The 14,134-nt window shown below is 70.6% G+C and carries 14 protein-coding genes; 13 read left to right on the top strand and 1 reads right to left on the bottom strand.

The window, feature by feature from the left end; all coding sequences use genetic code 11:
* Window position 1: 1 nt before the first annotated feature.
* From ACZ7L1_RS23435 to nusB, 12 genes are all read left to right on the top strand, one after another.
* A complete protein-coding gene (locus ACZ7L1_RS23435) occupies window positions 2-352 on the top strand; it encodes a hypothetical protein (protein WP_471439825.1) in 351 nt (116 codons plus the stop codon).
* Window positions 352-3,024: an alanine--tRNA ligase gene (gene alaS, locus ACZ7L1_RS23440; RefSeq protein ID WP_471439826.1), complete on the top strand. Its 2,673-nt coding sequence runs from the start codon at window positions 352-354 to the stop codon at window positions 3,022-3,024. Before ACZ7L1_RS23435 ends, alaS begins: the two co-directional genes overlap by 1 nt.
* 27 nt (window positions 3,025-3,051) lie before the next feature.
* The gene (gene ruvX, locus ACZ7L1_RS23445; RefSeq protein ID WP_471439987.1) at window positions 3,052-3,516 is read left to right on the top strand and encodes a Holliday junction resolvase RuvX; all 465 of its coding nucleotides are present in this window, start codon (window positions 3,052-3,054) and stop codon (window positions 3,514-3,516) included.
* Window positions 3,517-3,639: 123 nt separating this feature from the next.
* Complete coding sequence (gene mltG / locus ACZ7L1_RS23450; protein WP_471439827.1) at window positions 3,640-5,439, top strand: endolytic transglycosylase MltG; 1,800 nt, start codon at window positions 3,640-3,642, stop codon at window positions 5,437-5,439.
* 5 nt (window positions 5,440-5,444) lie between these two features.
* Window positions 5,445-6,281: a shikimate dehydrogenase gene (locus ACZ7L1_RS23455; RefSeq protein WP_471439829.1), complete on the top strand. Its 837-nt coding sequence runs from the start codon at window positions 5,445-5,447 to the stop codon at window positions 6,279-6,281.
* A gap of 169 nt (window positions 6,282-6,450) precedes the next feature.
* Window positions 6,451-7,635: a chorismate synthase gene (aroC, locus tag ACZ7L1_RS23460; protein ID WP_471439831.1), complete on the top strand. Its 1,185-nt coding sequence runs from the start codon at window positions 6,451-6,453 to the stop codon at window positions 7,633-7,635.
* Window positions 7,632-8,150, top strand: coding sequence for a shikimate kinase (locus tag ACZ7L1_RS23465; RefSeq protein WP_453240278.1), 519 nt, complete (start codon window positions 7,632-7,634; stop codon window positions 8,148-8,150). Before aroC ends, ACZ7L1_RS23465 begins: the two co-directional genes overlap by 4 nt.
* Window positions 8,147-9,238, top strand: a complete 1,092-nt coding sequence (gene aroB, locus ACZ7L1_RS23470) for a 3-dehydroquinate synthase (RefSeq protein ID WP_471439832.1) — start codon at window positions 8,147-8,149, stop codon at window positions 9,236-9,238. The genes ACZ7L1_RS23465 and aroB overlap by 4 nt, the downstream gene beginning before the upstream one ends.
* A 235-nt stretch (window positions 9,239-9,473) precedes the next feature.
* Window positions 9,474-10,340, top strand: coding sequence for a Pro-rich N-terminal domain-containing protein (locus tag ACZ7L1_RS23475; RefSeq protein ID WP_471439834.1), 867 nt, complete (start codon window positions 9,474-9,476; stop codon window positions 10,338-10,340).
* A 102-nt stretch (window positions 10,341-10,442) separates the two neighbouring features.
* Window positions 10,443-11,549 carry a M24 family metallopeptidase gene (locus ACZ7L1_RS23480; protein ID WP_471439835.1) on the top strand — a complete coding sequence of 369 codons (1,107 nt, stop codon included), beginning with the start codon at window positions 10,443-10,445 and terminating at the stop codon, window positions 11,547-11,549.
* 45 nt (window positions 11,550-11,594) lie between these two features.
* On the top strand, window positions 11,595-12,161 hold the full coding sequence (efp, locus tag ACZ7L1_RS23485; protein ID WP_388999383.1) for an elongation factor P: 567 nt from the start codon (window positions 11,595-11,597) through the stop codon (window positions 12,159-12,161).
* Window positions 12,162-12,163: 2 nt separating this feature from the next.
* The gene (gene nusB, locus ACZ7L1_RS23490) at window positions 12,164-12,598 is read left to right on the top strand and encodes a transcription antitermination factor NusB (protein ID WP_103844820.1); all 435 of its coding nucleotides are present in this window, start codon (window positions 12,164-12,166) and stop codon (window positions 12,596-12,598) included.
* Window positions 12,599-12,764: 166 nt separating this feature from the next.
* Here nusB and bldD read toward each other — a convergent pair whose 3' ends face one another.
* The gene (gene bldD, locus ACZ7L1_RS23495; protein ID WP_103844821.1) at window positions 12,765-13,268 is read right to left on the bottom strand and encodes a transcriptional regulator BldD; all 504 of its coding nucleotides are present in this window, start codon (window positions 13,266-13,268) and stop codon (window positions 12,765-12,767) included.
* Window positions 13,269-13,533: 265 nt separating this feature from the next.
* Here bldD and pyrR point away from each other — a divergent pair, with 265 nt between their 5' ends.
* Complete coding sequence (gene pyrR / locus ACZ7L1_RS23500) at window positions 13,534-14,106, top strand: bifunctional pyr operon transcriptional regulator/uracil phosphoribosyltransferase PyrR (protein ID WP_389001069.1); 573 nt, start codon at window positions 13,534-13,536, stop codon at window positions 14,104-14,106.
* Window positions 14,107-14,134 lie beyond the last annotated feature (28 nt).

Raw genomic sequence — 14,134 nt, forward strand, 5'->3', positions numbered from 1 at the left:
AATGTTCCGCCGTACGTTCTGGTTCACCACAGGCGTCGCCGCCGGTGTGTGGGCCACCACCAAGGTCAATCGCAAGCTGAAGCAGCTGACCCCCGAGAGCCTGGCCGCGACAGCGGCGAACAAGGCGATCGAGGCCGGCCACCGGCTCAAGGACCGCGCGGTGGAATTCGCCTTCGACGTCCGCGACAACATGAACCGGCGGGAGGCCGAACTCGGCGACGCGCTCGGTCTGAACGCCGCCGTCGAGCCCGAACTCCCCGGACCCCGGCGGTACGCCGCCATCGAGAACCGCAACAGCCCGAAGTACGTCGAGACCACGACGTACTCGTACAACCGGAATGAGGACCACTGATGGAGTCGGCTGAGATCCGCCGCCGCTGGTTGAGCTTCTTCGAGGAGCGCGGTCACACCGTCGTCCCTTCGGCGTCGCTCATCGCGGACGACCCGACTCTGCTCCTCGTCCCGGCCGGCATGGTGCCCTTCAAGCCCTACTTCCTGGGTGAGGTCAAGCCGCCCTACCCGCGCGCCACCAGCGTGCAGAAGTGCGTGCGCACGCCCGACATCGAAGAGGTCGGCAAGACCACGCGGCACGGCACGTTCTTCCAGATGTGCGGCAACTTCTCCTTCGGCGACTACTTCAAGGAAGGCGCCATCAAGCTCGCCTGGGAGCTGCTCACCACGCCCCAGGACAAGGGCGGTTACGGCCTCGAGCCCGACCGGTTGTGGATCACCGTCTACAAGGACGACGACGAGGCCGAGCGGATCTGGCGTGACGTCGTCGGCGTCCCCGCCGAGCGCATCCAGCGCCTCGGCATGAAGGACAACTTCTGGTCCATGGGCGTCCCCGGCCCGTGCGGCCCCTGTTCCGAGATCAACTACGACCGCGGCCCCGAGTTCGGCGTCGAGGGCGGCCCCGCCGTCAACGACGAGCGGTACGTGGAGATCTGGAACCTCGTCTTCATGCAGTACGAGCGCGGCGAGGGCACCGGCAAGGACAACTTCGAGATCCTCGGGGACCTGCCGAGCAAGAACATCGACACCGGCCTCGGCCTCGAGCGGCTCGCCATGATTCTGCAGGGCGTGCAGAACATGTACGAGATCGACACCTCCATGGCCGTGATCGACAAGGCCACCGAGCTGACCGGTGTGCGCTACGGCGACGCCCACGACTCGGACGTCTCGCTGCGCGTGGTCACCGACCACATGCGCACCGCCACCATGCTGATCGGCGACGGCGTCACCCCCGGCAACGAGGGCCGCGGCTATGTCCTGCGGCGCATCATGCGCCGCGCCATCCGCAACATGCGCCTGCTGGGTGCCACCGGTCCGGTCGTCAAGGACCTGACCGACGTGGTGATCCACATGATGGCCCAGCAGTACCCCGAACTCGTCACCGACCGCGAGCGCATCGAGAAGGTCGCCCTCGCCGAGGAGTCCCGCTTCCTCAAGACGCTCAACGCCGGCACGAACGTCCTGGACACCGCCGTCGCCGAGACCAAGGCCGCCGGCTCCACCGTGCTGCCCGGTGACAAGGCCTTCCTGCTCCACGACACCTGGGGCTTCCCGATCGACCTCACCCTGGAGATGGCCGCCGAGCAGGGCCTGTCCGTGGACGAGGACGGCTTCCGCCGTCTGATGAAGGAGCAGCGGGAGCGCGCCAAGGCCGACGCCCAGGCCAAGAAGACCGGTCACGCCGACCTCGGCGCCTACCGCGAGATCGCCGACACCGCCGGCGAGACCGACTTCATCGGCTACACCGACACCGAGGGCGAGTCCACGATCGTCGGCATCCTGGTCGACGGCGTGTCCTCCCCGGCCGCCACCGAGGGCGACGAGGTCGAGATCGTCCTCGACCGCACCCCGTTCTACGCCGAGGGCGGCGGCCAGATCGGGGACACCGGTCGCATCAAGGTCGACTCCGGTGCCGTCATCGAGGTCCGCGACTGCCAGAAGCCGGTCCCGGGCGTCTACGTCCACAAGGGCGTCGTCCAGGTCGGTGAGGTCACCGTCGGGGCCAAGGCCCACGCCACCATCGACACCCGTCGCCGCAAGGCCATCGCCCGCGCCCACTCGGCCACCCACCTCACCCACCAGGCCCTGCGCGACGCGCTCGGCCCCACGGCCGCCCAGGCCGGTTCCGAGAACCAGCCGGGCCGCTTCCGCTTCGACTTCGGCTCCCCGTCGGCCGTCCCGACGGTCGTGATGACCGACGTCGAGCAGAAGATCAACGAGGTGCTGGCCCGCGACCTCGACGTGCACGCCGAGATCATGGGCATCGACGAGGCCAAGAAGCAGGGGGCCATCGCCGAGTTCGGCGAGAAGTACGGCGAGCGCGTCCGCGTGGTGACCATCGGCGACTTCTCCAAGGAGCTGTGCGGCGGCACCCACGTGCACAACACCGCCCAGCTGGGCCTCGTGAAGCTGCTCGGCGAGTCCTCCATCGGCTCCGGTGTGCGCCGTATCGAGGCCCTGGTCGGCGTGGACGCCTACAACTTCCTCGCCCGCGAGCACACGGTCGTCAACCAGCTCACCGAGCTGCTCAAGGGCCGCCCGGAGGAGCTGCCCGAGAAGATCTCCGGCATGCTCGCCCGGCTGAAGGACGCCGAGAAGGAGATCGAGAAGTTCCGCGCCGAGAAGGTGCTCCAGGCCGCCGCCGGACTCGCCGAGTCCGCCAAGGACGTCCACGGCGTCGCCGTCGTCACCGGTCAGGTTCCGGACGGCACCACGCCCGACGACCTGCGCAAGCTGGTCCTCGACGTGCGCGGCCGCATCCAGGGCGGCCGCGCCGCCGTGGTCGCCCTGTTCACCGTCAACAACGGCAAGCCGCTCACGGTCATCGCCACCAACGAGGCCGCCCGCGAGCGCGGTCTGAAGGCCGGTGACCTGGTCCGCACCGCCGCCAAGACCCTCGGCGGCGGCGGTGGCGGCAAGCCGGACGTCGCCCAGGGCGGCGGTCAGAACCCGGCCGCCGTCGGCGAGGCCGTCGACGCCGTGGAGCGCCTGGTCGCCGAGACCGTCAAGTAAAGAACCGGTCAAGAAACGGTCGTGATGATGAGAAGAGGACGCCGACTCGCGATCGACGTCGGTGACGCCCGGATCGGGGTCGCCTCCTGCGACCCCGACGGGATCCTCGCCACCCCGGTGGAAACGGTCCCGGGGCGGGACATCCCGGCCGCCCAGCGGCGACTGAAGCAGCTCGTCGAGGAGTACGAGCCGATCGAGGTCGTCGTCGGACTCCCTCGCTCCCTCAAGGGGGGCGAGGGTCCGGCGGCAGTCAAGGTCCGTGGTTTCGCCCAGGAGTTGGCGCGCATGATCGCGCCGGTTCCGGTCAGACTGGTGGACGAGCGCATGACCACGGTGACGGCCAGTCAGGGACTGCGCGCCTCCGGCGTGAAGTCCAAGAAGGGCCGCTCGGTGATCGACCAGGCGGCCGCCGTCATCATCCTGCAGCAGGCGCTGGAATCCGAACGGGTGTCAGGGCAATCTCCTGGCGAAGGCGTCGAAGTGGTCATCTGATCGCGATACGGTAACGTTCCGCGCGATGCGATGGTGTTCGAACAGCCACCGCACAGAGAGAGGCGGAACGGGAGCCGGGTCACAGCGCCGCGCGACCTGAAGCCTCGCGGCTCTAGGGGATCGATGACTGAGTATGGCCGGGGCCCAGGCTCCGCACCGTGGCATCCGGAGGACCCGTTGTACGGGGACGGCGGATGGGGAGGACATGAGGGCCACGCCGCCCCGTCCCCTTACGGCGGCCAGCACCAGCCGGAGCAGCCGCAGCAGCACTACGGCGACTGGGGAGGCGGCCGGCAGGGCGCGCACGACCAGGGGCAGCAGGACCACCAGCAGTACGCGGACCAGCAGCAGTACCAGCAGCCGGGACAGCATCCGGACGGACAGCGGTACGACACGCAGGCGCAGTACGAGCAGCAGTACCCGGGCGGGCAGGGACAGCAGAACCAGCCGCAGTACCCGGACCGGCAGGGACAGCACGAGCAGCAGTACCCCGGTCAGGGGCAGCAGGACTACGGCAACGGCGGCTGGGACGGCGGCGGGCAGGCCCATGTGCCGTACGCCCCCGACCCGGCCGACCCCTACGGCGCCCAGCCCGGTGGCTACGGCGGCGAGCAGCCCGACTTCTACCAGACGCCCGACGCGTATCCGCCGCCGGAGCCGCCGAACCGGCGGCGCGCCGAGCCGGAACCGAGGACCGACTGGGACCCCGACCCCCAGGAGGGCGACCACGCGTTCTTCGCGGACGGTGACGACGAGGACGAGGCCGACGACGAGCCGGAGGGTCGGCGTGGCCGCGGTGACCGGCGGGGACGCGGCGGCAAGACCGCCAAGGGCAAGAAGCGCCGCAACGGATGCGCCTGCCTGGTGGTCGTACTGGTCTTCGGCGGCGGTACCGGCACAGTCGGATATTTCGGGTACCAGTTCTACCAAAATCGTTTCGGCGCGGCGCCCGACTACGTGGGCGAGGGCGACGGCGAACAGGTCACGGTCACCATTCCGAAGGGAGCCGGCGGTTACACCATCGGCCGGGTGCTGAAACAGGCCGGTGTCGTCAAGAGCGTCGACGCCTTCGTCGCGGCACAGGAGCAGAACCCCAACGGCAAGAGCATCCAGGCGGGCACATACACGCTGAACAAGCACATGTCCGCGGCCGCCGCCGTGCAGCTGATGCTCAGCCCGAAGAGCAAGAACAACCTGATCATCGCCGAGGGGTGGCGCAACACCAAGGTCTACGCGGCGATCGACCAGCGGCTGCAGCTCAAGCCGGGAACCACCCGGGACGTCGCCAAGAAGGAGTGGTCGACCTTCGGTCTGCCCGACTGGGCCAACAGCAGCAAGGAGATCAAGGACCCGCTGGAGGGCTTCCTCTACCCCTCCGCCTATCCGGTCTCCAAGGGCATGAAGCCCGAGGACGTCCTGAAGCAGATGGTCGACACGGCCAAGGAGAAGTATGCCGAGTTCGGCATCCAGGCCAAGGCCACGAGCCTCAACCTGCAGAATCCGCTGCAGGTCCTCACGGTCGCGAGCCTCGTGCAGGCCGAGGGCAAGTACAAGCACGACTTCGAGAAGGTCGCGACGGTCGTCTACAACCGGCTCAAGCCGAACAACACCGAGACCTACGGCCTGCTCGACTTCGACTCCACGGTCAACTACCTGCGCGGCCAGTCGAAGCTCGACACCGGTTCCGTGAACGCTCTGCGGCAGATCGACGACCCGTACAACACTTACAAGATCAAGGGCCTGCCGCCCGGGCCGATCGACAACCCCGGGGAGGTGGCGATCAAGGCCGCCCTCAACCCGGCCAAGGGGAACTGGTACTACTTCGTCTCGATCAACGAGAACGAGACGCTCTTCGCCGAGACGAACGAGGAGCAGAACCGCAACCGCGAGAAGTACCTGCAAGAGCAGAAGAAGGGTCAGTAAGGCTCATGACGGGCACCGCCGGCAGGCGCCGGGCCGCCGTCCTCGGCTCCCCGATCGCCCACTCCCTCTCCCCGGTGCTGCACCGCGCCGCCTACCAGGAGCTGGGGCTGAAGGACTGGTCCTACGACCGGTTCGAGGTCGACGAGCAGGCGCTGCCCGGTTTCCTCGCGAACCTCGGGCCCGAGTGGGCGGGACTGTCGCTGACCATGCCGCTCAAGCGAGCCGTCATCCCGCTGCTGGACTCGGTCAGCGACACGGCGGCCTCGGTGGAAGCGGTGAACACCGTCGTGTTCACCGAGGACGGGCGGCGCGTCGGGGACAACACCGATATCCCCGGCATGGTCGCCGCCCTGCGGGAGCGCGGCATCGAGGAGGTGGACTCCGCCGCGATCCTCGGCGCGGGCGCCACCGCCTCCTCCGCGCTGGCGGCGCTGGCCCGGATCTGCACCGGTCCCGTGGTCGCCTACGTCCGCAGCGAGGCCCGCGCCGCCGAGATGCGGCAGTGGGGCGAGCGGCTCGACGTCGACATCCGCACCGCCGACTGGGCGGACGCCGACCGGGCGCTGCGCGCGCCGCTGGTCGTCGCCACCACGCCGACCGGGACGACGGACGTGCTGGCCGCCGCCGTCCCGGAGCGCCCGGCGACCCTGTTCGACGTGCTCTACGACCCCTGGCCCACGGCCCTCGCGGCACGTTGGTCCGCCTACGGCGGTGCCGTCGTCAGCGGCCTCGACCTGCTGGTGCACCAGGCCGTCCTCCAGGTCGAACAGATGACGGGCCGTGCCCCGGCCCCGCTGGACGCCATGCGCAAGGCGGGGGAGCACGCCCTGGCGGCCCGGTAGAAGAAGCCCCCCGGCCCGTCCGCCTGATGGACCCGGGGCCGGTCACGCCGCCGGACGTGGGAGGATCGGAGGTGGCGGGACAGGGGCCGCGCACCCGGTCGCGCCGTCGCCGTACGCGAGGACGCGCGTACGCAGGGCAGTACCAGGGCGCGAGCACTGAGGAGCATCGTTGAGCAGGTTGCGCTGGCTGACCGCGGGGGAGTCCCACGGTCCCGCACTTGTCGCGACGCTGGAGGGCCTTCCCGCCGGCGTGCCGATCACCACCGACATGGTGGCGGACCACCTGGCGAGGCGGCGGCTGGGCTATGGACGCGGTGCGCGGATGAAGTTCGAGCGCGACGAGGTCACGTTCCTGGGCGGTGTCCGGCACGGTCTCAGCCTGGGCTCCCCGGTGGCGATCATGGTCGGCAACACGGAGTGGCCCAAGTGGGAACAGGTCATGGCGGCCGACCCGGTGGACCCCGAGGTGCTTGAGGGACTGGCCCGCAGCGCGCCGCTGACCCGGCCGCGTCCGGGGCACGCGGACCTGGCGGGTATGCAGAAGTACGGGTTCGACGAGGCGCGCCCGGTACTGGAGCGGGCGTCGGCGCGGGAGACCGCGGCGCGTGTGGCGCTGGGTGCGGTGGCGCGGTCGTACCTGAAGGAGACGGCCGGGATCGAGATCGTCTCCCATGTGGTGGAGCTGGCCTCCGCCAAGGCCCCCTACGGCGTCTACCCGACCCCCGCCGACGTCGAGAAGCTGGACGCGGATCCGGTGCGGTGCCTGGACGCGGACACGTCGAAGGCGATGGTCGCGGAGATCGACCAGGCGCACAAGGACGGCGACACGCTCGGTGGCGTGGTCGAGGTGCTCGCGTACGGCGTCCCGGTGGGGCTCGGCTCGCATGTGCACTGGGACCGGCGGCTGGACGCGCGGCTCGCGGCCGCGCTGATGGGGATCCAGGCGATCAAGGGCGTCGAGGTCGGTGACGGGTTCGAGCTGGCGCGCGTGCCGGGCTCGAAGGCGCACGACGAGATCGTCACGACCCCCGAGGGCATCAAGCGGGCCACTGGCCGCTCCGGCGGGACCGAGGGTGGTCTGTCCACGGGTGAGCTGCTGCGGGTCCGCGCCGCGATGAAGCCGATCGCGACGGTGCCGCGGGCGCTGCAGACGGTCGACGTCTCCACCGGTGAGCCGGCGCAGGCCCACCACCAGCGCTCGGACGTGTGCGCGGTCCCGGCGGCCGGGATCGTCGCCGAGGCGATGGTCGCCCTGGTCCTGGCGGACGCGGTGGCGGAGAAGTTCGGCGGTGACAGCGTGACCGAGACCCGCCGCAACGTACGGGGTTACCTCGACAGCCTGGCGATCCGGTGAGTGCGGTGCCTGTGGTCGTGCTGGTCGGCCCGATGGGGGTCGGCAAATCCACGGTGGGGCAGTTGCTCGCCGAGCGGCTGGGTGTCGGTTACCGGGACACGGACCAGGACATCGTGGCCGAGCAGGGCCGGTCCATCGCCGACATCTTCGTGGACGAGGGTGAGCCGGCCTTCCGTGCTCTGGAGAAGGCGGCGGTTCACAAGGCCCTGTCCGGGCACGACGGCGTGCTCGCCCTGGGTGGCGGAGCGATCCTCGACGACGAGACCCGCGCGCTGCTCGCCTCGCACCGTGTCGTCTACCTCTCGATGGACGTCGAGGAGGCGGTCAAGCGCACCGGACTGAACACGGCCCGTCCGCTGCTGGCGGTCAACCCGCGCCGGCAGTGGCGGGAGCTGATGGAGGCCCGCCGTCACCTGTACGAGGAGGTCGCGACGGCCGTCGTGGCCACCGACGGTCGCAGCCCCGAAGAGGTCGCCCAAGCGGTCCTTGACGCACTGGAGTGGAAAGAAGCATGAGCGAGGCAGTGACGCGGATCCAGGTCGCCGGCACCGCGGGCACCGACCCCTACGAGGTCCTGGTCGGCCGCCAACTCCTGGGCGAGCTGGCGGGGTTGATCGGGCACAGGGCCAAGCGGGTCGCGGTGATCCACCCCGAGGCGCTGGCCGAGACGGGCGAGGCGCTGCGCGCCGACCTGGCCGAGCAGGGCTATGAGACCGTCGCCGTCCAGGTACCCAACGCGGAGGAGGCCAAGACCGCCGAGGTCGCCGCCTACTGCTGGAAGGCGCTGGGCCAGTCCGGATTCACCCGCACCGACGTCATCGTCGGGGTCGGCGGCGGAGCGACCACCGACCTGGCCGGGTTCGTGGCCGCGACCTGGCTGCGCGGGGTGCGCTGGATCGCCATCCCGACCACCGTCCTGGCGATGGTGGACGCCGCGGTCGGCGGCAAGACCGGCATCAACACCGCCGAGGGCAAGAACCTGGTCGGCGCCTTCCACCCGCCCGCCGGCGTGCTGTGCGACCTGGCGGCGCTGGACTCCCTGCCGGTCAACGACTACGTCTCCGGGCTCGCCGAGGTCATCAAGGCCGGTTTCATCGCCGACCCGGTGATCCTGGAGCTGATCGAGGCCGACCCCGAGGCCGCCCGCACCCCCGCCGGGCCGCACACCGCGGAGCTGATCGAGCGGTCCATCAGGGTCAAGGCGGAGGTCGTCTCCTCCGACCTGAAGGAGTCGGGCCTGAGGGAGATCCTCAACTACGGGCACACGCTCGGCCACGCGATCGAGAAGAACGAGCGGTACAAGTGGCGTCACGGCGCCGCCGTCGCCGTCGGCATGCACTTCGCGGCCGAACTCGGGCGTCTGGCGGGCCGGTTGGACGACGCGACCGCCGACCGGCACCGCACGATCCTCGAGGCGGTGGGGCTGCCGCTGCACTACCGCTACGACCAGTGGCCCAAGCTGCTGGAGACGATGAAGGTCGACAAGAAGTCCCGCGGCGACCTGTTGCGCTTCATCGTCCTGGACGGCCTGGCCAAGCCCACCGTGCTGGAAGGCCCCGACCCGGCGGTTCTGCTCGCCGCGTACGGCGAAGTCGGGCAGTAGTCGCGTACCGCGAAGTCGGGCAGTAGCTCCATCCGGTCGGTCCCGGGCGGCGGGCGACTCGTTCCGCTCGGGGCCCGTTGCCCCGATTCGCCTGCGGGGATGGGCACTTCGGGGCGCTCCCGGCCGTTCACACAACGGCGGTCGGGGACGGTACCGTTCGGTAGGGAGCGGGGGTCACCCCCGCTGCCAGTGTCGAACGCCTGCGAGCCCCAACACGAGACGGAGTGGCCACCGGATGCAGCACGCAGTGGGAGCTCCGCTGCCGCCGCCCCACCAGCCGGGGCACGGCCCGGCGACCACCTGGTCACCGGCCGCCCACCAGCCGGGACAGCCTGGCGCCCATCCGGGCCCCGCATCGCGGACCACGCCCACACCGGGCTTCACGGCGCCACCGGTGCCCCCCGCAGCACCTCCCGCCCATCGGCCGCCGCAGCACACGTCCGTCCCGCCCCCGCCGGACCCCACCGGGCAGATGCGGCTCCCGCCGGGCGCCCCGGTCGGTGTGCCGAGCGCACCCCCCGCCGCCGGCGCGCCCGACCCCGCGTCCGCCACGCTCGCCGTGCTGCTCATCGGCCCCGCGGGCGCCGGCAAGACCAGCGTCGCCAAGTACTGGGCCGACCACCGCCGGGTTCCCACCGCCCACATCAGCCTGGACGACGTCCGAGAATGGGTCCGCTCGGGCTTCGCCGACCCGCAGTCGGGGTGGAACGAGAACTCGGAGGCGCAGTACCGTCTCGCCCGCCGCACCTGCGGCTTCGCGGCCCGCAACTTCCTGGCCAACGGCATCTCGTGCATCCTCGACGACGCCGTCTTCCCCGACCGCCCGGTGGTGGGCCTCGGTGGCTGGAAACGGCATGTGGGCCCCGGACTGCTGCCGGTCGTCCTGCTGCCCGGCCTGGAGGTCGTCCTGGAGCGCAACGCGGAGCGTACGGGCAACCGCCGGCTCACCGACGAGGAGGTCGCCCGCATCCACGGCCGCATGGCCGGCTGGTACGGCTCCGGCCTGCCGATCATCGACAACTCCCAGCTCGATGTGGAGGGCACGGCCCGCGTCCTGGACGAGGTCCTGGCCCGCGCCATCGCGAGCCCGCCGAAGTGGTGACGCGGTAGCGCAACAGGCGTCCCCGTCCACGGATCGTCGTCCCCGCCGCCCGTCCGGCCCTCTGGACCGGCGATATTCGGCCACCGCTCGTAGGCTCGGGTCATGTCAGAGGTGTACGCGGCCCGCCGGGAGCGGCTCAGGGAACGCTGCAGCGCGGGTGGCGGTGGGACGGCGCTGGTCTCCCGCCCCGCCAACGTCCGGTATCTCGCGGGCGCCGCGCCCAAGGGCGCCGTCCTGCTGCTGGGCATGGGCGAGGACGTGCTGGTGTGCGCCGGACCGCCGGACGATCACCCCGCCGACGGGCGGCCCGACGAGGCGCTGCGGGTGCGCGTTCTGCCGGTGACCGGCGGCGACCCCGCCGTCGCCGCCGCCGACCTGGCCGCGGCGCAGGGTGCCGAGTCGCTGGCGGTGGAGGAGCATCACCTCACTGTGGCCCGGCACCGCTCCCTGCGCTCGGTCGCGCCGAGGCTGCGGCTCACGGACCTCGGTGGCGCGGTCGAGCAGTTGCGGGTCGTCAAGGACGAGGAGGAGATCGCCCTCCTCAGGATCGGCGCGGAGATCGTCGACCAGGCCCTGAGCGAGCTGCTGGAGTCGATCCTCGTCGGCCGCACCGAGCGCCATCTCGCCCTCGAGCTGGAGCGTCGCCTCGTCGACCACGGCGCCGACGGACCCGCCTTCGCCACCTCCGTCGCCACCGGCCCGAACGCCGGCCGCCGCGGCCACCGCCCGACCGACCGGCGCGTGGAGGAGGGCGACTTCCTCTCCGTCTGTCTCGGCGCCGCCTACCGCGGCTACCGCTGCGAGATCGGTCGCACCTTCGTCATCGGCACCTCGCCCGCCGACTGGCAGATCGAGCTGTACGACCTGGTCTTCGCAGCCCAGCGCGCCGGACGCCAGGCCCTCGCCCCCGGCGCCGCGTACCGCGACGTGGACCGGGCCGCACGTCAGGTGCTGGACTCCGCGGGGTACGGCCGGGCACTGCCGCCGCTGACCGGGCACGGTGTGGGACTCGAAATCGACGAGGACCCTCAGTTGGCCCCCGCGGCCATGGGTAAACTGGACGCTTGCGTGCCGGTCACCGTCGAACCGGGGGTCCACCTCCCGGGCCGGGGCGGTGTCCGGATCGATGACACGCTCGTCGTACGCCCCGAGGCGGACGGCGGACCCGAGCTACTCACCATCACGACCAAGGAGCTGCTGGCGCTGTAGGTGCCTGCCCCGGGGTCGTACGTCAGTCCAGGAGATTCCGCAACCGTGGCTTCCACGAACGACCTCAAGAACGGCATGGTGCTCAAGCTCGAAGGCGGCCAGCTCTGGTCCGTCGTCGAGTTCCAGCACGTCAAGCCCGGCAAGGGCCCCGCTTTCGTGCGCACCAAGCTCAAGAACGTGCTCTCCGGCAAGGTCGTCGACAAGACGTTCAACGCCGGTGTCAAGGTCGAGACGGCCACTGTCGACAAGCGCGACATGCAGTTCTCGTACATGGACGGCGAGTACTTCGTCTTCATGGACCTGGAGACCTACGACCAGCTCCACGTCGACCGCAAGGCCGTCGGTGACGCCGCCAACTTCCTGATCGAGGGCTTCACCGCCACCGTCGCGCAGCACGAGGGCGAGGTGCTCTTCGTCGAGCTCCCGGCCGCCGTCGAGCTGACCATCGCGGAGACCGAGCCGGGCGTCCAGGGCGACCGCTCCACCGGCGGCACCAAGCCCGCCACGCTGGAGACCGGCCACCAGATCCAGGTCCCGCTCTTCATCACCACCGGTGAGAAGATCAAGGTCGACACCCGCACGAGCGACTACCTCGGCCGGGTGAACAGCTAACCGTGGCTGCCCGTAACACGGCCCGTAAGCGCGCCTTCCAGATCCTCTTCGAAGGCGACCAGCGCGGGGCCGACGTCGTGACGGTCCTGGCGGACTGGATCCGCCACTCGCGGACCGACACCCGGCAGCCGCCGGTGAGCGAGTACACCATGCAGCTGGTCGAGGGCTACGCGCAGCACGCGAAGCGGATCGACGAGCTGATCGCGCAGTACGCGGTCGGCTGGACGCTGGACCGGATGCCGGTGGTCGACCGCAACATCCTGCGCCTCGGGGCCTACGAGCTGATCTGGGTCGACGAGACGCCGGACGCCGTCGTGCTCGACGAGATGGTGCAGCTCGCCAAGGAGTTCTCCACGGACGAGTCCCCCTCGTTCGTCAACGGCCTCCTCGGGCGTCTGAAGGACCTGAAGCCGTCGTTGCGCCGTGACGAGAGCTGAAGAGAAGCGCCCGAAAACGCCGGAGGGCCCGCAGCGCATGTGCTGCGGGCCCTCCGGCGTTCTCAGCGAGGTCGGTGGTCTTGCCTGGCCTAAAGCGCCGCCGGGGTGGCCGGAGTCATGCGGTTCCGGCCACCCCGGCGGCACGTTTCTGCTGGGACCTGGGCGGTCAGCTCTCCTCGTGGGAGGCCACCGCGCGGCGCGCGTCCGCGTCCAGGACGCCCCAGCTGATCAGCTGCTCGGTCAGGACGGAGGGCGACTGGTCGTAGATGACCGCGAGCGTGCGCAGGTCGTCCTGGCGGATCGACAGCACCTTGCCGTTGTAGTCACCGCGCTGCGACTGGATCGTCGCCGCGTACCGCTGGAGAGGGCCCGCCTTCTCCGCCGGCACGTTGGCCAGGCGCTCCAGGTCCAGAACCAGCTTCGGCGGCGGCTCGGCGGCTCCACCGGGGGTGGTGCCGGGCAGCAGCTCCTGCACCGGGACCCCGTAGAAATCCGCCAGCTCGGCCAGGCGCTGCACGGTGACGGCGCGGTCGCCGCGCTCGTACGAACCGACCACGACCGCCTTCCAGCGTCCCTGGGACTTCTCCTCCACACCGTGGAGGGAAAGGCCCTGCTGGGTGCGGATCGCCCGGAGCTTGGCCCCGAGCTGTTTGGCGTATTCGCTGGACATATAGCTCCCCGGACACGGTGTCGACGTGCGGCTCGGCCGCGCGGCTGGTGACTCACTGTGAGGTTACGCAGCGTGACTCTTCCCCGTCAAGCCGAATGGTCCGGACCGACCCTTCCGTGGTAGACGGCGTGCGGGGCCGCCGGACGGGTGACGCAATGAGCCAGGGGGGTGACCGGGCTCCGCCCGCGGGCTGGTAGCGTGTATGGCGCAATTCCGACGTCCTTTAAGGTCCGTCCCGTGAGGCGGAGAAGGAGGTCCTTTTCGTATGGACACGCGGCATTCCGATGCTCGGCCCGTCCTCGAAGGTCCTGACATCGCGCGGGTGCTGACCCGCATCGCCCACGAGATCGTCGAGCGCGCCAAAGGCGCCGACGACGTGGTGCTCCTCGGCATTCCGACCCGAGGGGTCTTCCTCGCCCGGCGGCTCGCCGACAAGCTCGAGGAGATCACCGGCCGCAAGGTCCCGGTCGGCTCCCTCGACATCACCATGTACCGCGACGACCTGCGCATGCAGCCGCCGCGTGCGCTGGCCCGCACCGAGATCCCCGGTGACGGCATCGACGGCCGCCTCGTCGTCCTCGTCGACGACGTGCTCTTCTCCGGCCGCACGATCCGCGCCGCCCTCGACGCCCTGAACGACATCGGGCGCCCCCGCGCGGTCCAGCTCGCGGTCCTCGTCGACCGCGGCCACCGCGAACTGCCGATCCGCGCCGACTACGTCGGCAAGAACCTCCCCACGTCGCTGCGGGAGACGGTCAAGGTCCAGCTCGCCGAGGAGGACGGTCGCGACACCGTGCTGCTCGGCGCGAAGCAGACCGGTCACGGCGCACAGCACTAGCACTCCGGCGTACGGCGAGCCGCCGTAC

This window comes from Streptomyces sp. NPDC107546, assembly GCF_055639175.1.